This is a genomic window from Acetivibrio sp. MSJd-27 (assembly GCF_018918095.1).
Classification (GTDB): Bacteria; Bacillota; Clostridia; order UMGS1840; family HGM11507; genus HGM11507.
In genome coordinates, this window is the sequence record NZ_JAHLPV010000003.1 from 71859 (window position 1) to 97553 (window position 25695).

Annotated in this window: 15 protein-coding genes; 9 read left to right on the forward strand and 6 right to left on the reverse strand. The window is 49.4% G+C overall.

Annotated features, from left to right (window positions below; genetic code table 11):
• Positions 1 to 4 precede the first annotated feature (4 nt).
• The 4 genes from KQI32_RS02010 (at position 5) to KQI32_RS02025 (ending at position 11054) form a co-directional block, all read left to right on the forward strand.
• The gene (locus tag KQI32_RS02010) at positions 5 to 3121 is read left to right on the forward strand and encodes an S-layer homology domain-containing protein (RefSeq protein WP_216423734.1); all 3117 of its coding nucleotides are present in this window, start codon (positions 5 to 7) and stop codon (positions 3119 to 3121) included.
• Positions 3122 to 3143: 22 nt separating this feature from the next.
• Entirely contained in the window at positions 3144 to 5360 is a 2217-nt protein-coding gene (locus KQI32_RS02015; RefSeq protein ID WP_216423735.1) for a hypothetical protein, read from the forward strand.
• Between the two features lie 44 nt (positions 5361 to 5404).
• Positions 5405 to 8104 (forward strand): discoidin domain-containing protein, encoded by a 2700-nt coding sequence (locus tag KQI32_RS02020; RefSeq protein WP_216423736.1) that lies wholly within the window; start codon positions 5405 to 5407, stop codon positions 8102 to 8104.
• A gap of 217 nt (positions 8105 to 8321) precedes the next feature.
• Positions 8322 to 11054, forward strand: coding sequence for an S-layer homology domain-containing protein (locus KQI32_RS02025; protein ID WP_216423737.1), 2733 nt, complete (start codon positions 8322 to 8324; stop codon positions 11052 to 11054).
• Between the two features lie 125 nt (positions 11055 to 11179).
• Here KQI32_RS02025 and KQI32_RS02030 read toward each other — a convergent pair whose 3' ends face one another.
• The 3 genes from KQI32_RS02030 to KQI32_RS02040 all read right to left on the reverse strand — a co-directional run bounded on the left by KQI32_RS02030 (position 11180) and on the right by KQI32_RS02040 (position 15216).
• A complete protein-coding gene (locus tag KQI32_RS02030) occupies positions 11180 to 13462 on the reverse strand; it encodes a stalk domain-containing protein (protein ID WP_216423738.1) in 2283 nt (760 codons plus the stop codon).
• A gap of 222 nt (positions 13463 to 13684) precedes the next feature.
• Positions 13685 to 13996, reverse strand: coding sequence for a YbjQ family protein (locus KQI32_RS02035; RefSeq protein WP_216423739.1), 312 nt, complete (start codon positions 13994 to 13996; stop codon positions 13685 to 13687).
• Positions 13997 to 14025: 29 nt separating this feature from the next.
• The gene (locus tag KQI32_RS02040; RefSeq protein ID WP_177691869.1) at positions 14026 to 15216 is read right to left on the reverse strand and encodes a coenzyme F420-0:L-glutamate ligase; all 1191 of its coding nucleotides are present in this window, start codon (positions 15214 to 15216) and stop codon (positions 14026 to 14028) included.
• A 128-nt stretch (positions 15217 to 15344) separates the two neighbouring features.
• Here KQI32_RS02040 and KQI32_RS02045 point away from each other — a divergent pair, with 128 nt between their 5' ends.
• The 3 genes from KQI32_RS02045 (at position 15345) to KQI32_RS02055 (ending at position 17436) form a co-directional block, all read left to right on the forward strand.
• Positions 15345 to 16253, forward strand: a complete 909-nt coding sequence (locus tag KQI32_RS02045; protein ID WP_216423740.1) for a LysR family transcriptional regulator — start codon at positions 15345 to 15347, stop codon at positions 16251 to 16253.
• Between the two features lie 81 nt (positions 16254 to 16334).
• Positions 16335 to 17078 carry a DNA repair protein RecO gene (gene recO / locus KQI32_RS02050; protein WP_216423741.1) on the forward strand — a complete coding sequence of 248 codons (744 nt, stop codon included), beginning with the start codon at positions 16335 to 16337 and terminating at the stop codon, positions 17076 to 17078.
• Between the two features lie 55 nt (positions 17079 to 17133).
• Positions 17134 to 17436, forward strand: a complete 303-nt coding sequence (locus KQI32_RS02055) for a hypothetical protein (protein WP_177691863.1) — start codon at positions 17134 to 17136, stop codon at positions 17434 to 17436.
• Between the two features lie 239 nt (positions 17437 to 17675).
• On the opposite strand, the gene KQI32_RS02060 is transcribed toward KQI32_RS02055, so the two are convergent.
• Positions 17676 to 18350, reverse strand: a complete 675-nt coding sequence (locus tag KQI32_RS02060) for a hypothetical protein (protein WP_216423742.1) — start codon at positions 18348 to 18350, stop codon at positions 17676 to 17678.
• Between the two features lie 334 nt (positions 18351 to 18684).
• On the opposite strand from KQI32_RS02060, the gene KQI32_RS02065 reads away from it, so the two are divergent.
• The gene (locus tag KQI32_RS02065) at positions 18685 to 19023 is read left to right on the forward strand and encodes a PadR family transcriptional regulator (protein ID WP_177691866.1); all 339 of its coding nucleotides are present in this window, start codon (positions 18685 to 18687) and stop codon (positions 19021 to 19023) included.
• On the forward strand, positions 19020 to 20357 hold the full coding sequence (locus KQI32_RS02070; protein WP_177691867.1) for an FtsW/RodA/SpoVE family cell cycle protein: 1338 nt from the start codon (positions 19020 to 19022) through the stop codon (positions 20355 to 20357). Before KQI32_RS02065 ends, KQI32_RS02070 begins: the two co-directional genes overlap by 4 nt.
• A 65-nt stretch (positions 20358 to 20422) precedes the next feature.
• Here KQI32_RS02070 and KQI32_RS02075 read toward each other — a convergent pair whose 3' ends face one another.
• Positions 20423 to 23563, reverse strand: coding sequence for a hypothetical protein (locus KQI32_RS02075; RefSeq protein ID WP_216423743.1), 3141 nt, complete (start codon positions 23561 to 23563; stop codon positions 20423 to 20425).
• A gap of 557 nt (positions 23564 to 24120) precedes the next feature.
• On the reverse strand, positions 24121 to 25692 hold the full coding sequence (locus tag KQI32_RS02080; protein ID WP_216423744.1) for a hypothetical protein: 1572 nt from the start codon (positions 25690 to 25692) through the stop codon (positions 24121 to 24123).
• Between the last annotated feature and the right edge of the window lie 3 nt (positions 25693 to 25695).

Genomic DNA, 25695 nt, shown 5'->3' on the forward strand with positions numbered 1-25695 from the left:
TTTTATGTTCAGAAAAACGATGACTATGCTGCTTTTAACCGCAGTCATCACCGGCAATATTCTCCTTCCAAACGAAACCGCCGCGCAGGCGGGTAATCTGGCAAACGATCAGAACGTCACCGTTACTGCGTCCAAGGCAGCCGCCGGAGACAGCAAATTTCTGTTTGATGGTGATTCCGCCCCCGCTTCCGGCAGCAATACATTCCAGTTTGGCGAGGCGGACGGAAAGTGTTGGATGGAACTGGAATTTGCAGAAATGCTCCAGTTTAACCATATTGTCATTACACAGTATGCACAGGATCCGAAAATTAAAACGTTTCTCTTGGAGGCCTGTGACACGGAGGAGACGGTTGATGAGAACGGTGAAGCCGTTGAACTCAACTATTTTACACTGTTGGAAGGTACCGCAGACGGTAGCGGCCTCATCACCTGCCATTCGGAGTCTGTTATCAATGCGAAAAGGGTGAGACTGACCGTCCAATCCTATCAGAACGGAAAAAGCGGAAATGTGGCTCTGTCGGAATTCTGGATCGGCAGCAACGGTTCCGACCCTGCGGATCCCACACCTACTCAAAAGCCACAGGAGCCGGATACCCCGCAGGAAACCGCCCCTGTTATCGGAAATAACAGCAAGCTGCTGGACGCGATGGGCGTTATGCCGATCAGCGACAGCTCCGCCTTTGACGGGAATGCGGCTGTGACCCGCGGCGCGTTCGCGGGTATTCTGACCCGTCTTGTCAAAGCGAATGCCGATTGGGCGGATTTCTCTGTGAAGCTGCGGGATGTAAAGGAAACCACTCCAAACTACAAAGAAATTCAATATGTGTTTTCCATGGGCTATATGACGCCCAAAAGCCCCGGAAAATTTCAGCCTGATGCACCGATCACAACAGAGGAAGCAGCCTGTGCACTGCTGAAGGTTCTGGGTTACGGATACATGGCGGCGGATGACAGCCGTCTGCTTGGCACAAGCGGCGCTTCCGCCTTGCTTTCCGGCGTATCCTCTCTTTCCTCCGCACTAAACCAAAATACTTGCGCCAAGCTTCTGGTTAACGCTCTGGACGTTCCCCTGGTGGAATACAACTTTTCTGACGGATCCGCCTCGGTGAAGAATGGGGAAACTCTTTTGAAAAACGTGTGGCACATGGCCTCCTCTGTCAATACCGTGACGGCAACCCACGTTTTGTCTCTGAGCGGGGACGCGGGTGAAGTGGGGGCAGGTGTCGTCCGAATGGGATCCACCGACTTTAACTGCGGCGCTTACGATATGACACCCTATGTTGGATACCGGATAAAAATCTATTATGAATACACCAAGGATATGGATCGCCCCCTTCTTACCTGGTTTGAATCCAAAGCGCAGAAAACCGTGACGGTTTCCGGTGAGGATGTAGTCTCCGTCTCAAGACACGAGATTGTCATCCAAACGGAGAACGAGGCGAAGGATCAAAAATTCAAAATTCCTTCCGGCGCAGTGATCCTGTATAACAACAGAAGACTTGTGTCCTACACGGAGGACGTGTTCCGTCCTGAAAACGGACAAATCACGTTTGTCAGCAATGACGGAGACGGCTATGATCTGATCGTCATCCGTGAGGGGATCGACGTGATGATCTCCGGCGGAACCGAGGAAAAACTCCTCTTTGACAATGAGGAAAACATGTCCGGCCTGGATATCTCGGATCCGGATTCCTATCGGATCACAAAGAATGGGACTGACATAACACCTTTCGAAATTCAGCAGAGCGATGTGCTCACCATATTCCCAAACTACATAAAAAAGGTGGACAATCAGACACTGATCGGGGACGAGGCGGATTACTTTGAAATTCTGGTCTCCACCCAATCTGTGAGCGGAACCATTGACTCTCTGGAGGAGGATAAGCTCTCCATCGGAGGCAGCAGCATTGAAATGACCGAAAAATACCGGAGAAAATATACCCATAAAATCGGCCAGTCTGGTACTTTCCACCTGAATATCTATGGAAAGATCGCCTCCAGCACCCTGACGGCAAGGGCGACGGACAGCATCGGATATGTCTATGCCTTCCACTGTGAAAGCAGTGAGATTGATCCTTCTGTGTCGCTGAAAATTTATACCCAGAAAGGACACCTTGTCCTCCGTTTGGCAGACAAGGTATCCCTGAACGGCGATTCCAGAAAGACCGCAGGTGAGGCATTGTTTGAGGGAACACTCTTCCAGCCGGACAGCACCGGCACGCTGGCCTTCAAACCCCAGCTGATTCAGTATTCCACCGATTCGGACGGGAACGTTTACAAGCTGGATACAGCGGTTCCCCGGGCGGAAAATCAGGATAAAACAGCAGGATTGGAACTCTCCGCGGAAAAACTGGGCCGAACCTTCCTGCGCAATGGTTATACCTTTAACAACGATTTTCTTGTCACCACGAATCCGGTAATTTTCAATGTTCCCCTCGACGCTTCGGAAACGGACGAGGGCCTGTTCCGGATCATGCGGGTCACCGAGCTTGCCACCAACGGGAACTATATCGTGGAGGCCTTCAACGCTTCCGACACTCTGCTGAGCTCCCTGCTGGTGATTTACCACAACGATACCTCCACAACACCGGACGTAAAAGCAAACACGGTGGTTATATCCAAAATTTCAGAGAAACTGGATAAGGACGGCGGGACAGCCACTTACATTGACTTCTATGAGAGGGGCATGCAGGACTCTCTGCCGGTCGCCCCGGAAAGATTAAACGCGTTCAAAGCACTGGAACCCGGTATGGTGATCCAGTACCATAAGAATTTCAAAGGCGAACTGGACGGATTCAACCTTGTATTTGACTATAAAGATCCCCAGTCCACCAGCCTGAACAACTCCTACTGGGCGCTTCAGGGCGTTTTCGGAACTGTCACCAAAAAACAGGGGGACACTTTCCTTCTCGCCACTCCCCTGCCCGGCGGCGGAGAGCTCACAAAACCCTATCAGTTCCGCGGAACTCTGACACAGGTTTACGAGTTTAACTGCAAAACCGGAAAGCTGATCCAGTCGGATACCAGCGCAATCCCTGTGATGGACGATTCCTGCATGGTATTTATCCGCTTCTATTTCGCCCAGAGCAGAGAGGTTGTCATCTACAAAAATTATCAATGATGAATTATAGGGAGGAACTATTATGAAATGTTATGAGAACCGAAGTGCTTTTTCGAAATCTCTGGCTTTCCTTCTGACATTTTTATTGTGCTTTCAACTTTTATGGATCCCTGCCGGTGCGGAGGCTACCAATATCGTATCCTCCGCGACAATCAGCGGCATCACCAATTCAAAAATGTATGACGGAACCAAAAATGTTGGTTCCAACGCTTCTACTACCAACAGTTACAGAGTTGGGGGTAACGGTGTTTCCCGTGAGACGAAATTCGATTTAGGGAAATCCATGCTGCTCACCAGCGTCGTGTTTGCCGGTGCCAGATTTACATCGGTCACCGTGGTCGCGGCCGAGGACAACGCATACACAAAAGAAGTGGCGACAGCGTCCGTCACATGGGATGATTCAGCCACTGCTACACTTGCTGAGAAAACCATAGTATTTGCAGACGGTCCCGTTGAGGCACAGTATCTTAAAATTACAGCCGTTACAACAACAGGCCAATCCTATGCCTTTTACAATGAGGTGGAAATCTATGGACAGGAAAAAGCCTTAGATCCGGAAGTTATTGCTCTGTTCGGCGGCGGTACGGGAACCGAGGAAGATCCTTTTATTGTCTCCACCCCACAGCAGTTTATGAACATGAGTGATGAAAGAGTTGCCGGCATGAGCTTCAAAGTGACCGCGGACATCACCCTGCCGGACGAGTACGAACCTTTTGCCTTCTCCGGCAAACTCGCGGGGGCCGACGCGTCGAATTTGAAAACCATCCGTGTTCATATCAATAAACCGGCGCAGAACGTTGGGGAAGAATTGGAAGTGATTCCGGAAAATGTTGGACTGTTCAGCGAAGCGTCCGGCGGCGTACAGATTTCCAATCTGCGGCTGACCGGATCGGTGACCGGAGGAAAATTTGTGGGCGGCTTTATCGGAAAGGCTCCCAGCGGAACCTCTTCCGGCGCAAAGCTGGAAAACTGTGTCAACGAGGCGGATGTCACCGGCTATGAGGCAGTTGGCGGATTTGCGGGGAGAATTTTTGACGGAACCCACAACATCACACTTAACAAGCTGATCAACAAGGGCTCTGTAAACGCGACGGTCAATGCAGGAGGAATCATAGCCACCTCCAAAGCCGCGATCACCAACTGTGCCAATCTGGGCGCCGTCACAGCCACAAACGTCGGAAACGGCACCGCGGGTATCGTCGGATGGAATTACGGCAATGTGTCATTCTGCTATAACAGCGGAGATATTAGAGGCACAGGCAATGTGGGCGGTATTGTGGGCTATCATTCCCAGACATCAAGAACGGTTGCATCCTGCTATAACAACGGTGACATTGTCAACATAAGCGCAGACGGCACCGCCGGCGGAATTATCGGGGCTGTTCAAAGCGGAAAAACCGGTGTTTCCCTCAACAACAGCTACAACACCGGAAAAATCGGAGACGCTCAAACCTTCCATCCGGTCTTCGGGTCCGGCGAGATCGCCATCACCGGCTGTCTGTATCTTTCCCCCAGTGCGCAGGACGATGCGGTTGACGGAACACTGCCCAAAACGCTGAGTGAGCTGGCATCCGCCGCCACAGATCTGGGCAGCGCCTTCACAGCCCCTGCCGGAACTTACCAGTTTCCTGAAATATCTGCAAATCTAAACCGGTCGGATTACAAGGTATATACCGTGACCGTGACAGCCGGTGCAAATGGAACGGCGTCTCCTGCCGGCACGAACTATGTCAAAGGAGGCACCACCTTTACGGTTTCGCTTCTGCCAAGTAATGCGTATCAGGTTGCAGAGCTGACCTTCAATGAAGTTCCTGTCCCGGGCGTTTCCGGCAGCTATACCACCAATCCCATCACTGGAGACGCTGTGATTGCCGTCACTTTTGAAGAAAAAACGGCTGCCCCTCCGGAGATCACAACCTATGCCAATTCTTTTGTCTATGAGGAAGGGCAAACCGGAAGTGTAACCTTCGGAAAGGTAGTTGACGGAAACGGTTATACCGTTGAGGGTTATGGGATACTCTTCTCCATGACCGACAGCGATCCAACTCTGGAAAAGGGAGCTTTGCAGCTTGCCGCAAAAGAACCGCTCAGCGCAAACGGAAATTTCGGTGTAGAGCTTGTCGGCCAACTGCTCAGCGGAAAAACTTATTATACAAGAGCTTACGTTATCTATAAAAACACGGACTCCGGAGAAACCAAAACTGAATACGGAGACGTATCTGTCATTACATTAAACTGATTGCCTTTTTATCAGACTGACAAAAAAAGAAAGGAAGGGATCACATGGCTCCGTGCCAAACTTATCAGATACATCCGGCAAGACGGCTGGCAGCCGTCCTGCTTGCAGGACTCCTCCTTCTCACCCTATGCCCTTCGGACTGCTTCCGGGTATCAGCGGAGGAGATTAACCTGGCGGCGGACGCCGCTGTGATTGCCTCGGAAAGCTTCAGCTCCCCCTCTGCCATCAACGACGGAGAAAGAGCCCCGGCTTCCTATTCAGGCGGGATGGCGGCATTTTCAAGGACAGTGCCCGCTTCCATCGGATACTCCTTTTCGGACACAGTGACCATAGAAAAGGTGGTTGTGTACGAATACTCTACCAGAATTGGTGACTTCACCCTTGAAGCCGCTACGGATGAAGGTTTTACCGACATCACGGGCAGGTTATCCGACAGTGGGATTGCGGCCAGCAAAAACGGAAGCAGAACGCTGAACTTTGATACTCCCGTCTCCGCGAAATATCTGCGGCTGACGATAAACAGTGTAAAGTCGGCAGGCTCCGTTTTTATCAGTGAAATTGAGGTCTATGCGCCGACGGGCGAATCGCAGAAAGGCGTGAATGTGGCGGCGGACGCCAGAGTTTTATCCTCCAACGCATCGGGCGCCGCCAATATCAATGACGGCGCGAAGGGCGGGGACGTGTCCACATCATCCCAGACTACCTTTTTCAACGGAATCGGAGAGGATCGCTGGATCGGCTTTGACTTCGGCCAGGCAATCCCCCTTACCGGCATGACCGTTTATGAATACAGCAAAACATCAAGACCTATTGAAGGCTTCGTGATTGAAACAGCGGACGACGAAGCCTTTACCCTGAATGTGCAGGCTGCCGCGAACGTTACGGACGGCGGCATAGGCGGGGAGGGCCGGGAGCTTTCCTTCTCTCCTTCGCTGACCGCGCGGTACATTCGCTTCCGCCCGACTTCCTATCAGAATCCATCCAATCCGGGCGTTATCTATTTTGCAGAAATTGAGGTGTTTTCCCCCTCCGCCCTGCCGCCCAAGCCGGACAACGAGCCAAACGATTCTGCCAATCTGGCACGCCAGGGAAGCGCGATTTCCGGAAAGAGTTCCGCTCGTTTGGGCTACCTGAATGACGGAGAAAAATTCATCTCCAACAACCAGGAGAATTTCTCCTTGAATTCTACCCTGAGCGATGCTCACTGGTTTGGCATCGATCTGGGCAGAAATATGTATTTCAACACAGTGGAGATTTATGAATACACCCAATCCCTTAAAATACAGAGCTTTGAAGTACAGTACTCCGAGGATGGAAACAGCTATAAAACCCTTGCAAGGATCGAGGAAAAAGGAACAGACCGCGGAAAAGCCGTGATTCAGTTTGACGCGGTCTATGCGCGGTATGTCCGGGTGATGCTTCGGAAGATAAGCGGAACCGTCTATCTGGACGAGATGGAGGTTTACTATAAAACAAAAAGAAACGAAGGAAACCAAAACCTTGTCCCGGCTTCCGCCGTCTCCTCCGCAACCGGAGGGGACAGTGCGACACCGTCCGCCAACGCGCATGACAGAAACGGCGGTACAGTGTGGAAAACCAATGGTTCCGAGGCGGAACTGACTTTACACCTGCCGCAGGAAGCTCCATTGAACAGACTGGCTCTCACCCTCTTTCAGCCGGAAAATATAGGCGGCATTTCCGTCTTTGCCGGAACGTCCCCCTCTTCTCTGGAAGCTGTCTATCAGGACGATTTCCAACGGGAAGAAAAGCAGATTCTCTTCCAAACTCCCCGTTCTGTGAAAGAGATCAAAGTTCGTTTGGAGGGTCTTTCCGGAACCGCCGGCATTTGTGAGATAGAGGCTTATCTGGACGCATCCTCAGACGCTGCGGAACAGTATATGTACACCGTCAGTGAAGCGGTAAACCGCTATGTGCGGCAGCAGCTGGCAGCCTCTTCACAGGCTGCTCTGCCCAACCTGAACAGTTGTGTCTGGTATTCGGACAACAGTGCCGCCGCCGCGGTCAACGGTTATATGCTCGCCGTTCTGGATCCCCATGCGGGCGCTTCCGTGTCCGCCACGCTGTCTTTCGGGGAGGGCTGCACAAAACAGGTCACCATTCCGGTGGGAAATCTGGATTCCCAGTCTTTCTCCCCCGTTCTGACCGAGACAGGCACCCAGTATCATTTTGCTGAGCTGGACAAATGCTCCTTTGCGGACATTCAAAACAACTGGGCTTATGACTATATCTATAAGCTGGCTTCCCTGAAGCTGATAAACGGCATATCTCCCACAGCCTTTGAACCGGATCGCTGTATTACAAGAGCCGAGTTCGTGAAGCTGGTTGTGGATGCGCTTGACCTGTATGAGGCAGACGCTACCAGCAACTTTGCAGACGTGTTTGCCAGCAGCTGGAGCTATCCATATATCGCGTCGCTGGAATACCACGGCGCTTTGGGAGAGGAACTGAACGGTGATTTTCATCCCGATTCGTTTATCACAAGGGAAGATATGGCTTTTATCGCTTACAATGCGGTGAATGCCGCCTCTCTGGAATTGAAAACCGGTGAGACTGCTGTTTACAGCGATTATGATTCCATTTCCCCCTATGCAAGGGACGGAGTGGAATTCTTAAGCGCAGCCGGCCTTCTCAAAGGAAAAGGCAGCGGGCATTTTGCCCCCAAAGATTTTCTGACTAGAAGCGAAGCGGCAAAAATCATCTATCTGTTGTACAGCGCATATTAATTTTTGTTTTCTCCTATTTTTAGTATATACAGCCCCGGGAGTGTTGAAACCCCATTCATTTCCACCGCTCCCGCAGCTGCCTGTGCGATTTAGAGCACAGGAATAATCAAAGAAACCCCTTTTCAGGGGAACTCCTTTTTTCACTGTTTTTCCGGGCGCAGAAAAATCCTGCGCCCGAAAAAAACACCTATAAACCCCTTCAACAAGGAGGTAATTTATGAAGAATTCATTTCCTATGTATCTATGGAAAGGCACTGCGCTTGCCGCAGCATTTTTTTTACTCTTTTTCCAGATGGTCTTTCCTTTCGCAGCTGACTATGACAGTCACTGGGCAAAAGAGGACATTGAATATCTAATAGAAGAAAATATCGTGGAAGGCACCCCGGAAGGCGTTTTGCCGGAGCACTCACTGCTTCGTGCGGAATTGGCCAAACTCGTGAACCGCACAGCAGGATTCCAGGAAACGGCGGCGGATAACTTTCCCGACGTTTCTGACGAAGCCTGGTACGCGGGCGAGATGGCGATCGCAAAAAAAGCAGGTTACCTGCAGGGCGATCCAAACGGACACGGGAATCCCGAGGCCGCCGTCACCCGCTCTGAACTGATGACTGTCCTGGCCAGAGTTTACCGGCTGGACACCTCGGATACAAGCCTTCCCTACTATAAGGATGAAGGTGAAATCCCCTTCTGGGCCCGCGGAGCAATTCAAGCTTTGGTGAAAAAAGGACTGGTCAATGGATACGACGATGGCACGATCCGTCCGAACCAGCTAGTTACCCGGGCGGAATGCTTTTCCGTTCTGGCGCGGATGATGCGATCGGGGATAACCAAGGAAAATCCGCCCGCCGAAACGGTTTCCCCATCACCTTCGCCTATCCCCGGCGTTTCGGGCGGTACAGTTCATACCGGATCCGGAAGTGCCGGAGGAAGCTCCGGTTCCTCTTCCTCCTCCAAACCTGCCAAGCCATCCGGGCTGTTCCTGTCAAAAGAGAACGGTAAGCTGATTGCTTCCTGGAATCCGGTTCCCCTCGCTTCCGGTTACTGTCTCAGCCTGTTCATAAACGGACAGGCGGTTCTCTCCGGCACAGCCGCAGATGAGCCCAGACTGGATGTGACCTCTTCTATAAACGCCGCGGAGGGAGGCGATATCATGTTCCAGGTTCAGACGCTCTCCTCGGGCAGGCGCTCTTCCTGGGCAGTCTCCCCCTCTTACCGCAAGCTGGAGACTCCCCTGATTTCTGTGTCGGAGGAAGGACTGTGCATCACCTCGGTTTCCGGTGCAGACAGCTATCATGTCAAAGCGCTGGGACAGAAAAATTTCGCCGGAGAATTTTCCCTTCCGGCGGATACCCTCTCCGTTTCCCCAGACGAATTAATGCAAATATTACAGCCCCCTGAAAGCGGATCTTACTCCTTGATGGTTCAGGCGGCAGCAGACAGCACGGCATTCGATTCCAAGTGGTCACAGAGCGCTGAAATTGTGTTCAGCCGACCGGAAATGCCCGGCAACGTCACCGGACTTTCCGCTGTCCCAGGCGACGGAGCGGTAACTCTCAGCTGGACCGAGCCGGAAAATGCGGAGGAGAAAGGCTTTGCAGGTGTCACCATTATGTGTGAGCCCGGCGGAAAAATCCTTTCTGCAGACAAGGGAACCATCTCATTCACCGTGGAAGGATTAATCAACGGAACGGAATACCACTTCACTGTGAAATCGGTTGGCCCATCAGGACTGCTCTCAAACGGCGTTTCCGTTTCAGCGGTTCCGGAAGTACCCGGGAAACCCTCCATCACCGGCGGAACCGTTACCTCCTACAGCAGTATCCCCCTGGCGGATCATGTGGATTTCCGCGAGCTGAACTTCACTTTAGACAGAGAGAACCAGTCGGTGAAATATGTATCCTTCGATCCCAACAGCGGCTATGTCCTCGTTCCGTTTCTGGCGCAGGATACTGTCCTTGGTGGGCAAACCGTCATAGAGATGGCGCGCGAACTGGAAAGCAGAGGCTATGAGGTTATCGCAGGCGTCAACGCAGACTTTTTCAATATGGACAGCGCCCTCTACGGCGTGCCTCAAGGTATGATGGTGATCGACGGCGAACTTATCTGCTCCCAGCTGGAGAGTGGCGTGGGCGTTCCCACCCGCCACGGTCTGGGAATCACGGTGGACAACAAACTGGCGTTGACTCAGTTCAACCAGTCCTCCAACAACTGCGGCCCCAAGCTGATAAAACAGCTCCGCGTCGGCAGTACTGCCTATGACGTTGCAACCATCAACCGGCCAATGCAGTTCTCCAAGGGTTCCTTCTCCGGTATCTCTATGTTTACAAGGCACTATGCCGGAAATATCACGGCGGATATGCTGGGGGAAAACAGTTTGCTCTGCGAAGTGGACGGCGGCCGGCTGAATATCAACCAAACATCCAGTCTTCGCATCCTGCGTGCGCTCGAATCCTCCCGCGATTACGGCTCCCTGTCCGAAAGCCAGGTTATCCTTACCCTGAAGGACGTCCCGTCGGATATTCTGAACCACTTTCAAAGTCTGAAACAGGACGATGTTCTGACAATAAATCTTCAGATTGACGAAGCCGACAGCAATTTCAAAAACGTCAGAACCGTTCTTGGCTCCATGTACACGCCTCTGATCGGAGGCAATGTGAAGCAGTATGCACCCACGGTTGTCGCCGGAAAAAAAGACTGCCGGATCTCCTTTGGTATCCGCGCGGACGGCACTATGGTTCTGGCATACCTGGACGGCGATGACACCGCCTCCAGAGGCTTTAATATCACAGAGGAAGGAAATCTGATGAAGGATCTCGGCTGTACCGACGCCGTCAATTTTGACGCCGGGGGCTCGGCTTCCCTGATCCTTCGCAGAGACGGTGTGCTCACTGCCGAGGTCAGTTACGGAAGAAGGGTGGCAAATGCACTGTTTCTATGCCGGGCGAAATAAGCATTCGGGAGTTGAACTGTAGGTGTGTTTGATTCCCGAAATAGAAAGCTACCACAAATCAATAGAAAAGCGGTATTCTTCTCATTGGAAGAATACCGCTTTTTGTTTTATGGCGAATTTTCCCGCTAATGTAGGATGGAAATATATATCGTGTTCTCTGCTTCCGCCCATTGAACGTTCCCTCCCAATTGTTCCGCTAAAAAGCGGACAGGAAGATAGATTCGATCGGACACCAGGCAGACAGAGACATCCATGGGAACCGCAGCCCCGTTCACCACTGCAGTACTGCTGTCCGCCTGCAGCCGGATCTCGCTGAAATCCGTCCGAATGACAGCGGTATTTGTTTTATCCTCCCAGAACACCTGGGCTTGCAAAGCTTCAAAAACCGCTCTTGCCGGAACCAGCGTTCGGTCATTCTCAATGATAGGCGCACTGTCCATCGGGATAAAACGCCCGTTTACCGAAAGCTTTATAATATCATTCGGTGAGAAAGACAGAATGCTGTCCCTGCCCAATATGACAAACTTCTCCCCTGTCCAGATTACGTCATAATAGCTATTGGCGGTGTCGCCCCACTCTGTCCTGCAGTCCCAATAATATCCATCTTTTGAAACATATATCGTCGCATCCAGCCCAACTGACATGAAAATATTTCCGTTATAAGCGCAGTTCTGCATCCAATTATCCCATTTTTGTATAATTCGTTTCCACCTTATTCCGTCGTATGAATAGTACATATTGGTGTTTCCGCCGCTGGATATAATGAAACGATCCTTTAACCAGGATACCTTCCCAGCTGTTGCAAAATATTGATTGTATTCGGCGGATTTCCAGTTTACCAGATCTTCGGAATAGAATACGCCATCCCAGCTGGTGACAACATAAACCGATCCATTGTAAGCGATCCCCTCCAGACGCATTGAATGTTCAAACGGAATCTCCGTCCAGCTTTTCCCGTCTGCCGACTGCATCATTGCACCGGAAAACAAGCCTCCAACCCCGCTTCCGACCGCAGCAAACCGTTTTCCGTCCCATATGACATCCTGCACTTCCCCCATCAAGGGCGCATCATACTCCACCCAACTTTTACCGTCGGAGGAGGCCAGCACCTGCCCTTTTGTGTTGAAAACCACAAAAGTCTCACCATTGTATGCCAAACCGGTTACCGGCTCGTCAACAACCGTTTTCCATTGTTCGAGATCCGACGAAACTTTCAAGCCCTGCATCCCGGACGTGATATAAAGCCCTTTTTCGAAGATAATTTCATCCGTATTTCCGTTTTTGTGATACTGCCAGGATATCTCCGGATAGGAAAATTCCAAAAGATTAAATTCATGCGGTCTGACAACGACAGAAGGCTGTTTCTTTTTTTCGGGAATTTGCTGTGACCTCTCAAGCTGTGTGAGATGCTTTCCGTCCCACTGCACGATTGTCCCGTCTTTTTTCAGTGCCAGGCAGCCGATTGCATTGTATGCAATGTCCATGGTTCCTGCCAACTCCCGAATTTTCACAAACGCTGCATGACCGTCAAGGACACAGCGCCAGACTTCATTTTGCTTATCCACCACTGTGATTTGACCGTTGTCCGCAACCACTTTCAGAATATTTTCCTCCATTTCCGGCGATATCAAACCAGTGAGGTCCAGTCCATTTCTCTCCAGCTCCATCCCCCAAACAGATAAATTTCCAGCCTTACTCCAAGCCGCGGCATAGCCGTCGCCAAGCGATATGAAATCAAACTTATCCATTCCCTCCGCCATCCGAGGCAGCCTGCTTCTGTAATCATCCTCCTGTTCTTCGATCGCTCTGCCCCAAATCCAAACGGTTCCATCCTCTTTCAGCGCCATCGAACTCTGCGCATTGGCGGAAATAGCAGTCACATTTTCAAGATAGTGAACCTGTACGGGGGAAGCGCATTGAAAAGGAAACAGGTTAATGCCCAGCTGGCCTTCTTTTCCGATTCCCCATGCCCAGACGGTTCCATCTTTCCGCAGAGCCAGCGTGTGACTGTCGGCGACCGATATATCCGAAATATCAGAAAGGTCATTTATTTGAACAGGCTCCCAGCAATCCTCATACGTTCCATTCCCCAGTGTGCCATAATAATTTTCTCCCCATGCCCAGACCGTACCATCCTCTTTCAGTGCAATGGAATAATGATTTCCAGCCTCCGCTTTTACCACATTCTCAAGATTACTTACCATAACGGGATTCTGCATCGGATCATTTCCGCCGTATCCAAGCTGTCCGTATGTGTTTTCTCCCCATGCCCAGACTGTCCCGTCACTGCTTACCGCAAGGCAGTGAGTTGCGCTCGCCGACACAGAGACATAGCCTTTCTCCTCTGCATAACCAGGAAACAATATCATACAAACACATATCACAATCCATATCGCTGTCTTTTTCATTGAAATTCCCCTCTTTCTTTACAAAATGCCCCTATTGTTTTCTATCCGCTGTTTTCAGCTTCATCATACTGAAATCTTGCTACATTGTCAATATTTTCTTACTATTTTCCTCTGTTCACCCCAAGAACTTCAATAAAAAAAGAATGCCTTTGGAAAGCACATGTGCTTTCCAAAGGCATTCCGAACAGGAAAATCAAATCTTTGTGTGAAGCGTCATCCACACTACACAAATTTAACCGCCGTACCGTAAGCAATCACTTCCGCCGCACCCTGCATGACAGCCGAGGAGGCATAGCGGATATTCACAACCGCATCGGCCCCCATCGCTTCCGCTTCCTCAACCATCCTTTTGGTGGCCAGTTCCCGCGCGTCATTCATCATCGCATTATAAGCCTTCAGCTCACCGCCGACAATTGTCTTAAAGCTCTGTGTGATATCGCGGCCGATATTTTTGGACTGGATGGTGCTTCCCTTAACCAGTCCCAGCATTTCAAAGCTCTTCCCCGAGATATAATCTGTGTTTACCAGTACCATTATCCTCACCGTTCTTTCTAAAAAGTTGCTCAGTTGGTGTAGTTGTCAAAATATCCCTGGATATAGATGATTGGGGTTCCCTTATCACCGGAGCCGGAGGTCAGGTCACAGAGGGATCCGATCAGGTCGGTCAGCCGTCTGGGTGTTGTCCCCTGGGAGGCCATCTTGCCCTTCAGATCATCATCCTTTTTCTTGATATAATCGGAAATGGCATTTTTCAAAGCCTCTCCGCTCAGATCGGCAAAATCGTTATCCGCCAGATATTTCAGCTTTACCTCGTTGGGCGTCCCTTCCAAACCGTCGGTATAGCCGGGGGAAACCACCGGATCCGCTAGTTCCCAAATCTTTCCGACCGGATCTTTGAAAGCGCCGTCGCCGTAAACCATCACTTCCACATGCTTTCCGGTTTTATCCAGCATCTGCTTCTGAACGTTTAACACAAAGTCTTTGCATTCCCTGGGGAACAGCTTGACCGTCTCCTCGGTTGCCTTGTTGGAACCCAGCAGGCCGTAGTTTTCATTGCAGCCGCTGCCGGAAACCGGACTGGTGAGAATATCATCCATGCCCAGCACCACTTCCGCACCCGCCGCTTTTAAAATGCGTTTGGTACGCTGGCGGGTATGAATATCACAGGTCAGCACATACTTGGTATACCGCAGAATGGTTTTGGGGTCATTGGCGAAAATTACTTCCACCTCAGCGCCCATTTCCCGAATCAAGGAGGTGTAGTATTCCACATAGTCCACGCCGGTAAACGTATGCTTCTCATAGCCGAACAGCTCGCGGTACTGCTTTTCGGTCAGCACATCACTCCAGGGATTGATTCCCTTTTCGTCCAGCTTATCCAGATCCACTAGATGGTTTCCAACCTCGTCAGAGGGATAGGAAAGCATCAGAATCACTTTTTTGACGCCCTTTGCCATCCCTTTCAGGCAGATGGAAAAACGATTTCTGCTCAGGATCGGAAAAAGAATCCCAATCGTATCGGAGCCGAATTTCTGTTTCACATCCTCCGCAATCTGGTCAATGGTTGCATAGTTGCCCTGGGCTCTTGCCACAACCGCTTCGGTGATGCCGATAACATCCCTGTCCTGTATTTCAAAATTGGATTCTTCGGACGCCTGCAAAACGGATTCCACAACGATGTCTGCCAAGTTGTCGCCCTGACGGATAATGGGAGCACGCACGCCCCTGCTGACTGTACCGACTGTTCTTGCCATCATTCACACCTCATATTTCTATTTTTCGTTCATTTCTGTTGTTGCATTCTCAGCGTTTTTATAGTATCATATTTTTATATATAAGTAAAGTTACTATTTCTTATAATTATCATAAGGTGTGATTATAGATGAATGTAAATTTGGAATACTATAAAATCTTCCGTTCCATCGTGCGGCAGGGTAGCTTTTCCGGCGCCGCCAAAGAGCTGTTTATCACTCAGCCGGCAGTGAGCCAGGCCGTAGGCCATCTGGAGATTCAGCTGAAAACCAAGCTGTTTACCCGAACAAAGAAAGGCGCGGTTCTCACCGGGGAGGGCAAAATTCTTTATGAACACATTTCGTCCGCTCTGCAATTGATCTCCGCCGGCGAGGAGAGGTTGGAGCGGATGAACAGCCTTCAGGACGGCGAGCTGAAAATCAGCTCGGGAGACACTATCTCACGGCATTACCTGCTGCCCCACCTGGAGCGCTTTCACACCTTGTATCCCGATATTAAAATCAAAGTGACAAACCGCACCAGCAATCAGGCTCTGGCTCTTCTGAAATCCGGGCTGGCGGACTTGGCGTTTGTTAACCTTCCTGTGTCAGAGGAAGGGATTGAGGTGATAGAGGTTCTTGAAGTGGAGGATATTTTTATTGCCGGACAGAGCTATTCGGCAAAAACACCGCTCACCCCGCTGGAATTATCCCGTATGCCTCTTATCATGCTGGAGGATATTTCCGTCTCCCGTCAGTATGTAAACCGCTGGTTTGAAGATCAAGGGATTCAGCTGGAACCGGAAATTGAGCTTGGCTCCCACGATCTGCTCATCGAATTCGCCAAAATCGGGCTTGGCGTCTCCTGTGTCATAAGGGAATTTGCCCTTGAGTCTCTTCAAAGCGGGGAATTGGTTGAGATTCCTTTGACACGGAACGTCCCAAAGCGACAGATTGGACTTTGCTTCTTAAAGGACGTGTCCCTCAGCATATGCGCCAGACGTTTTATTCAAATGCTGAATCTGGAGGCATTTCGGAATGAACATAAGGAATCCCGCTGATCAAATTTCTGCGTTTTCCCCTTGTCAAACCGGCAAAAAAACGTTAGAATAAAAGAATAGAATAACTGAGGAGAAGCTTTTATGGAAGTTCGCGGCATCATTTTAAAACAAGTGGAATACAAGGAAAACGACAGGATATATACCATTGCCACCGACCGGCTTGGAAAAATCAGCTGTATCGCAAGAGGGGTGAAAACCCCCAACTCCAAGCTTGCCAAGGGGCTTGCGCTTTTCTGTTTTCTGGAGCTGGAGCTTTCCAAGCACAACGACATGTACATCATCACCTCCTCCCAAAAGGTGGTAGACTTCCGAAAAATCGCCACCGATCTGGAAAAATGCTCTTATGCCGGTTACTTTATGGCCCTGTCCAACGATCTGTTTCTGGAGGAAGAACCCTATCCGGAGCTGTTAAAGCTGCTGCTGAACACCTTCTATCTGCTGTCGGAAACCCAGAAGGATCCGGAGCTGATCAAAATCACCTTTGACCTGCGTTCCATCTTTCTCTCCGGCTTTGCCTTGATGCTGGACAGCTGTGAGGCCTGCGGCGGCGAGAAGGTTGAATGGATTGACTTGGATGAGGGCATAGGATACTGCGGCGGCTGCAATCCGGGCGGAACCACCTTGAAAATCTCCCCCGGAGCAGTGAAAACGCTGGAGCATATTCTGACGCAGGAGGATCAAAAGCTGTTCGCCTACAGCCTGAACAACGAACTGAAAAAGGAGCTTTCCCATCTGAGCGAGACGTATATCCGTCTCTGTATGCAGAAGGAATACTCCTCTTTAAAATATCTGCGCAACATTCAGAAGGGGCTTGCAAAGGGATAAATCAATCCTTTTCCCAAAGATTTTATCATCTATCAAAATACAGGAGGCAATCAGAATGCTTTTAAAAGAAGTGAAAATGAATAAAAAATCTCTCATCTTAAAAGAACTTGAAAAGAAAGGCGGCCAGGATTACCACTTTTATGAATACGAACATCTGACCGTCGTAAAAGGCTTGGAGCCCAAACGAAAGAATAAAAAGGAAATGGGCATCCACATCAATATCAACTCCAAAAAACGGTACGGCGTGACCAAGGAGGAAATTCAGATGGTGATTGACGAGCTGTTTCCGAAGGGAAAAGCATATAAAATTGAAAAATCTTTTTTCATGAAAACCTGCGTTCATGTTTATGAGGTATAAATGATACCTATTTTTTACTATACAGCGGGCGAATTCAATTCGCCCCTACGATGGATAATCCGGCGATGCCGTTGTAGGGAAGGGGTTCCATCCCCTCCCGCCGTAGGGGCGGATATCATCCGCCCGCATTTCAGCGCATAGAACAGCGTGCAATGCGCATTGTTCTTTGCCCTTTGCGCTATTTCTTCCGTCCTCCGCACTTCCCCCCTTTTCTATCCGCTTACCAGACGAAACAGAACTTAAGATTTTCTCTTTTCCCGTTCCATCAGGACAGCGGCATATGCAAGAAAACGCGGAGTTCTTTTTTCAATATCCGATTGAGATACTCCCTTATATATCACCATTTCGTCAAGGATCGTTTTTATCTCTGTATTTTCCGCTTCGCTCAATTCCGTGCAAGGCTCTGTGTCCGTGATGAAAAAACCGGATTTTTCTTCCGCGGTCACCCGAAAATTCACTTGCTTTCCGCTGGCAAGCGTTCTCTGAAACACACAGCATCGAATCACGAAACCAAGCTTTTCAAACGGATAAGCAAGCGCTTCCTGCCATCGGATATCATTGTTTTCCGACCACGCCAAAAACTCCTTCCGGGAAGCTTTTTCAGGAAGCTTTTTTTCCGGAGTGGATAAAAGCTCCGGATAAATATTTAAAATGATCTGCGCTTTTACCATTTCCGCTCGCTTTTCACTCAGTTCAGAAGGTTCCGCCTGATATTCCGCTTTTAAATATGCGAATAGCTGAGAAATGCTTTTCTCACAAGGTTCCAACTCTTTTGCTATCTGCTCCGCTTTCTCATAAAAATCATTTTTTCCTTTGTCATCTGCTACAAAAACAGCGGTTGCTCCAGCTGTTTCGCGTCCAGGGCGGTATTTAAAACCATAATATTTCCGCTTTATCCAATCTTTTATTGACATTTCAATTCATCGGTTCCTTTCATTTTTTCTTTTCCCTCATACAGAAGGACAAAGGATATCAGCAGACAGGAAAAGCGGAAAACATAGCTGCGGTTCGCCGTCTCAGCAGTCCAATCTATTTTGCTGTCAACTGTATACTCAGCTGTCATTCCGAGGTACGAGGAATCTCTTTTCTATATCGAACAAAGAGATTGTGAAAAATGCACTTTACACGTTGTTCCTTGTGTATATAATACCATACCTTTTCCAAAATCACAATTTCTTCTTGACAGGCAAAAAAAGCTGTGCTATATTATACCTAGATATACAATGTATTTTAATCGGAGGTATTGATATGGCTGTTGACAAGGAACTGCTGAAGGGCAGCACCACCATGCTTATCTTGCGCTTACTGGAGACTGGAGACATGTACGGGTATCAGATGGTGAGGGAACTGGAACTGCGCTCAGAGGGCATTTTTACCCTAAAAGAGGGCACGCTTTATCCCATTCTGCACACGCTTGAAAACAATGGGACGATTGATGCTTACTGGGAGGACACTTCCTCGGCACGCAAGCGGAAATATTACCGCATCACATCCGCGGGCAAAAAATTGCTCTGTGAAAAAAAGAAGGAATGGAACACCTATTCCGGCGCGGTGAGCAAGGTTCTGAAAAGGGGGAAAATTCTGTGAATGACGCCGTAAATCATTTTATACAGCAAGTTTTGGAACGGATTCAATACAAGAAAATCCGACAAAATATTTCCCTGGAAATACAGGATCATATAGAAGAAAGCAAAAATGCGCTCATGGAATCTGGAATGCCGGAGGAGGAAGCCTGCTCTAAGGCTGTGCAGCAGATGGGCGATCCCTGCTCGGTCGGTGACGCGCTGAACCGTGTTCACCGTCCGCGGTGTGCCCTGTCGTTATTCTTTCTCATCGGCATTTTGGCGGCGGCAGGAATCGTCATTCAGTTTTTTCACGGCCGCACCTTTCCCGATACCCTAAACTATGTCAAACAAATCGTTTATTTTGTGCTGGGAGCCGGCTGTCTGTTCAGTCTCTACTTCTTCAATTACAGACTGCTGTACCGTCTCTCCCTTCCCGGTTTTCTCGCCGTCAATGCACTGTTTGCCATCCTGTTTCATTTGTGCGGCGACAGTACATATGGAAGGAGCTTTCTGCACGTTTCCGGCGTTACCTTCCAGCCATCCCTTCTTCTTTTACTTTTTAATCTGGTGTTCTATGCAGGAATCGTGAAGCGTTTCTGCACAGGGAATGCAAAAGGGTTCGCGGTTGTAATCTGCCTTCCCTTGCTGCCGTTCTTTCTGATGCTGCAAATACCGAGTATGGCAGGAGCATTGCTGATGGCCGCCGGATTTTATGCCATTCTTGCTGTATGGATTACCTGTCCGGAATACAGAGGAAGCCGCAGAAAAACACTTTATTTTCTGATTGGAGGAGTCTTTCTGCTCTGCGCGGCCGCACTGCTGTTCTTCCTGACAGAGCCCTACCGGCTGGAACGCCTCACCGCCTTCCTGCACCCGGAACAGGACATGGAGGGAGGCGGATGGGTCAACTATCAGATCCGCATGCTTCTCCAACAGTCAAATTGGATCGGTGACAGCGGGAAGCTGACGGCTCCTATCGGCACAGGGGGAGCTGCTGTCCCTATGATTCCCGGCCTTTCAACAGATTTTGTTCTGGATTTTGTCATCGGAAGATTCGGCTGGCTGGCCGGTGCTGCCGTTATGGGAATTCTGCTGATCACGATTGTACAGCTGACCCGAACCTGCCTGAAAATCCGGGAATCCTATGGCAGAGTTCTCAGCTTCAGTATCTGTGCCGTTTTCTCTTTACAGGTACTCATCAACCTGATGATATCTCTGAACCTCCTTCCCATCATAAGCATTTCACTGCCCTTCCTCTCCTTTGGCGGAAGCAGCTATCTTGTCAATATGGCAATGCTGGGACTGCTTCTGGGGATTTACCGCAGGAAGGACGTCACGATGCTTGAGACAGCTTAGACGTATCCGTCAAAAATTGTGTGAAAAAGCACGGCATTTCAAAAATGCCGTGCTTTTTGCAATTACTACTGCAAGCTGATTGTTTTAATCTCGCCGTATACTGTTTTTTCTGTTCCATCCGCTGCCTGGTAGATCACATAGGTTCTTGTATAGTAAGTGGTATTCAGCAGAAGATCACCTTTGATCTCTATCCCGTAATGGCCGTTGGCGCTGAGCGCCTTTTCTGCCTTCAGCTTATAACAGTTCTCTTTTCCAATCTGAGGATCCGCACTGTCGGTTGCGGAATAAACGATGCCGTATTCCTTCACGGTTGTCTTGCTTCCCTCTGCAACTGTTCCGAAGGTGACGCTGTTCGTCTTGTCATCAGGAACATAGGTTTTGTCAAAGGTATTGATCGTCGGCGGTGTCTCCGGAAGTTCCGCAAAGGTCACCTCCACGGTGGTATCCGCGTCAACCGTCACGGAGAAGTTCTCCTTGATCGGCTGTTCTACACTGTTCACGGTAATTTTACTGATTTCCCAGCCGTCCGCCGGAACTGCCGTGATAGTCTGCTGGCTGCCTTTGATGACAGAAGTAGTTCCAGAGGGAGTAACCGTTCCGTTTCCGGTGCTTGTCACCGTCAGATTTTTCTTTTCAATGGCATAGGATACTTTCACATTGTCGGCTTTAAAATTGTAACCTCCCCAATTGTAATGCGCCAGTATAAATACGCGAACATATTTTGTTCCAGCCGGAGCGGTTCTGGTATGTTCAAAATGAGACCAGGTATTTTTTTCGGGTGCGGGATTTGTATCGCCTCTGAAAACGCCTCTACAGTTCACTCCATTCGCATCATTTTTCTGATGGTCGTTGTTCCATGTCCCGGCGCTTCCCCATGCCGTACCCGTCCAAAGCTGTTTATCCGCATTATAAAATGCGAAAGACATCCCTAAAACACCTGTTGTATTATAATCAAAAGAAAGGGTATACGCAGTTTTGGAATTGGTGTTATACTCCGGTGTTTCAATCAGATCGCTGCCCAGGAACAAGCCTTCATTCCCATCATTTTTATAGATATGAAGCACATTTCCCGCGTCGCCGTCCGCCGCTTTTCTCTCATCGTCCGTCAGAATGTCAAAATACTTGCTGTCGTCATAATACTGATTTGCTTCGATGGAGAACTGCGGCGTCCAGCCTACCAGATTGGTGTTTTTTGTACCTGCTGCAGTTCTCTCAAAGCCAGGGTTTTTCACATTTAAATAACCTACGGTATCTGTATCCGCCGGTTTTTCGTTTGGTACTTCCTTGATGGTTACCTGAATTGTGTCAGTGGTGACACCACCCAAGCCATCGTCCGCCGTGATGTTGAGGACAGCAGCCTTTGCTGCAATGTCTTCCGCACTCGGCAGATAGGTATAGGAAGAACCGGACACGGTTCCCTTATCTGCGCGGAAGGTCATGACGTCCTCATCCACATCCGTGAAATAGGTTGACAGATCCAGCTCGATTCTTTCATCTGCCCAGATGGTTTTGCTTCCAATGGGTGATGGAACGGTAGGTGCGCTGTTTACATCCGGCGCTTTCGGTGTAACTGTCTGAATGATTCCCACAGAACCGTTGTTGGAGGAATCATAGGATACCAGTTTGATTTCATAAGCCTGATTGTTAGTCAAATCGCTGAGTGTGTATGCCGTGGTGCCTTTTTTCAGAATGGCGGTCATCACATTGTCCACATACAGCTTGGTCATGGTATAGTCCGCATCACTCGGTTCGGTGAAGCTAATGTCAATCTTTGCGTTCCCCGCTTTAATCTGTGGATCGGCAACATCGGAAGGCGCTGTGATATCAGCTGCCATCGGTGTTTCCGCAATGGTTACATCATCAACATGAATCAGGTAGTTATTTCTTGCGGAAGTGCCGTAGAAAGCGATTGCAACACTGACCGCATCCTTTGGAGCGGTATAATTCTCGGTGCTGAGAGTTGTATAGGTGGATTTTCCCCCGTCATTCAGCACTTTGTTCGCCGCAATGCCATTCGGCATTCCATAGTGATCTCCCTCATTGGGATTCAGCCATTCCTGTGTTGCAAAGTCATACACATTTCCTTCTGCATTATAGAAGTTGACCGATGTCGGGATGCCCCGGCTTGCCTTATAGCTGTATGTAAACTGATACCGGTTGCCCGGGACAACGGTTATCTTATTTGAGATAACGCCCAAAGCATAGGTTGCACTGTTATCATGAATGTACAAGCTTTGATCGCCCTCGTCCGCTTTGATTTCATAGTACAGATCAGTGTCGTTTAACGCAGCGCCTGCATTAACCGCATATGTCCATCCGGTGATTGTTCCGTTTTTCGCCGGAACGTCCGCCTCGAAGTCACCGTTTGTGACAGAAGCGCCTGATACTTCAATGTCCGGCTGAATATAGGACATTTTTACATTATCGACTGCGAAATCGTATTTAGGATTGCTACCCGCGACGAAAAAGATTTTCGCTTTGGTTGCTCCCACCGGCGCAGTTTTTGGAAGATTAACGGCTCCCCATTTTCCGGATTGAATCGGATATTCCTTTCCGTCGTTTTTCCACTCGTATATATTTCTAGCGCCGTCATTCCACTGTGCATTCAGAGGACAAACCGCGGAAGCCGAGGGCAGCGCCGTCCATGCACTATTCTTGTCATTATAGTACTGATTAGCATCATTGTAAAAAATGATCCCAGCCCACATACGAGCATTCCCTTTGAAATATAGATCCTGCCCGCCGCTTCCATCATATCCCGGCGCAATGTAATCAAAGTCGACTTCGTAATCCACTGAGGTTGATTTGCCAAAAGCCGGCAAATTGAGATATTCCGTAGCCAAAATAATCTGCCCATATCTGTAATCTCCTAAGCTGGTGTTTGTGTCACAATTATCATAAATATGAGCTACATTTGAGTTGTTCCCGGAACCGCCGTTTATTACCTGGTGAAACAGCTTGTCCCCAGCTACAGGATTTGTCTCTTTGCTATTGACATAGGCACGGTATTCCACATCCCATCCCGAAATAGGATCCGTATAGGTTTTCTGAGTAATGTCAACGGCCTTGCTCTGTTCAAAATCGCCGTTGGGAACTGTGATAGAAACCTTTTCCCCCGGCGCCGGTACCACCGCTGTAACACCAAATGCAGGGAACATTGTAAACAGCATTGCAACGATCGTGATGAAGCCTATTGTTCTTTTCATGAACAAACCTCCCTTTTCAAATCTTACATTTTTAAATTTTTTGATTGAAGCTTTGATTTTTAGACAGTTTGAACAATTTTACATCATTATTATACAACTTTTTTGACAAAATTTGAACTGTCATTTTCGCCTTTTTCTATGCAGTTTTTATTCTTTCTCGTTTCATTCTGCACAGCGGCAAACCAATCCTTCCAATCAGAATAAAGTATGCTTCATGCTGTCTCTTCTCCTGTCAGCTTCAGGCGGAATGTTTTTTTCTTATTGACCTCCGCCCTGCGAACGGAACATCGCAAAGGCGTGGATGAAGCGCCTTTGTGGTATCTAGGATAAAATATAACTGCGGCACTGACAAGCAGTGCCCTTGCCCTCGTTGAATGACGGGACAAGCCCTTATTGAACGAAATGAAGATGTCCCGCACCTTATAGGCGGCGGGATCCACTTCATTTTTCCGCGGCGTTATCATCCGCCGCGGAAAAATTACATGACGGAGCTGCTGCTCCGGTTGTGCGCAAAGCTGTGCGTCTTCCTTTCTTCCGCAATATACGGCTATGCCTGTTTACTGCGCGGAATCGTATCTCTTCTGGGCGTCGTTATAGATCTTCACAATATCCTGGGCGCCCAGGTTGTTTGCTTTCTCCACCCACGCATTCCACGCTGCATCTCCAGTCTCCTGTCCCAGAACATACTTCGCAAAAAATTCCTGCGCCGCCGTTTTCAGCTTCACTTCTTTTCCGCTCAGCGCGTCCTTTTCCTCTGTCGTGAAGGCCAGGATCGGATCCTCCGGTTCGCTCATGTTCTCCTTGAGCACTTTATCCTGCGCTTCCTGTTCCTTCTCCGAGAAGTTGAAGTAGGTACTTCTCTTGTCAAACCGGCGGTACATTCCTTCCAGGAACATTCCGTATTTCTCTTCCAGTTCTCCGATCTCCACCTTCTTGCCCGCGTCAAACGCTGTGTACACTGCCATTCCCTTTTCGTCCAGCGTGTAGGTCTCCCCTTCCACACCCATCGTGATCAGCTCCGCTCCCGCAGGGCTCAGCAGAAAATCGTTCAGTTTCATGGACAGTTCCGTATTTTTGTTGTTTGCTATGGTCGAGGACGCGAATACTTTGGAAAGCTTTTTGATCGTCTGCTTCGGTCCGATCGGGTTGCCATACCGCAGATCGTATTCCGGATAGGTTCCCTTCGTCTGCTCCTTGAAGGTGTCCAGACGTCCGATCCAGTCAAAGGTCACAAACGCCTTATCCGGCTGGGTCATTTTGGACGTCCAAGCCGCTTCCGTCAGCGTCAGGAATTCCGGATCCAGAAGCCCTTCCTTATAAAGCTTCGCCATATAATCCAGCATATTCTTCATCTGCGGGTCGGTGTCGGAATATTTCCATTCCTTCGCCGCCTCGTCATAGTATGGTTTGTATGCTATCAAACCCCAGCTGATGGACAGCTGGTTGAACAGGTTGTCCTTGTTCTTCGATGTGAAGGGCGCTACGCCCGGATACGCGCTCTTGAGTGTTTTCAGCGCCTGATAGAACTCATCCGGACTGTTCCACATCGGAATATTCAATTTGTCAAAAATGTCCTTCCGGTACAGAATCCCGTGATTGACGTCCCTCTGTACTTCGTACCAGGGCAGCCCGTACAGTTTTCCGTCGGACGCCTGATAGGATTTGAAGACCCAGTTGTTTTCCGGATCGTCCACGAAGATTTTCTTAAAGTTGGGCATCACGTCGATGTAGTCGTTCACCGGAGCGAACGCGCCCTGCACCCCCAAGTCATTGATCTCGTCCATGGTTGCAAAGGAGGATCCCATAATATCCGGGATATCCTTGGACGCAACCATCACCTTGCGTTTCTCCGCAATGGTGGAGCTGGGGAATACCATCAGCTGTACATTGATTCCTGTCACTTCCCGCAGTTTCTGCAGAACATAGCTGTCGTTCATGTTTTCCTTTGAGGAGCACACCAAAAACCGCAGTTCTGTGTTCTTGGTATCCAACGGAAGCTGCAGTCCGCCGGTGTCTCCCAGTTTTACATTGCTGTTTGTCCCGGTTGTGCTGTTATCGCTGCTGCCGCATCCTGCCAGGCAGGACGCCGCCATTACCGCTGCCAGTGCGGCTGCTATTATCTTTTTCATCGC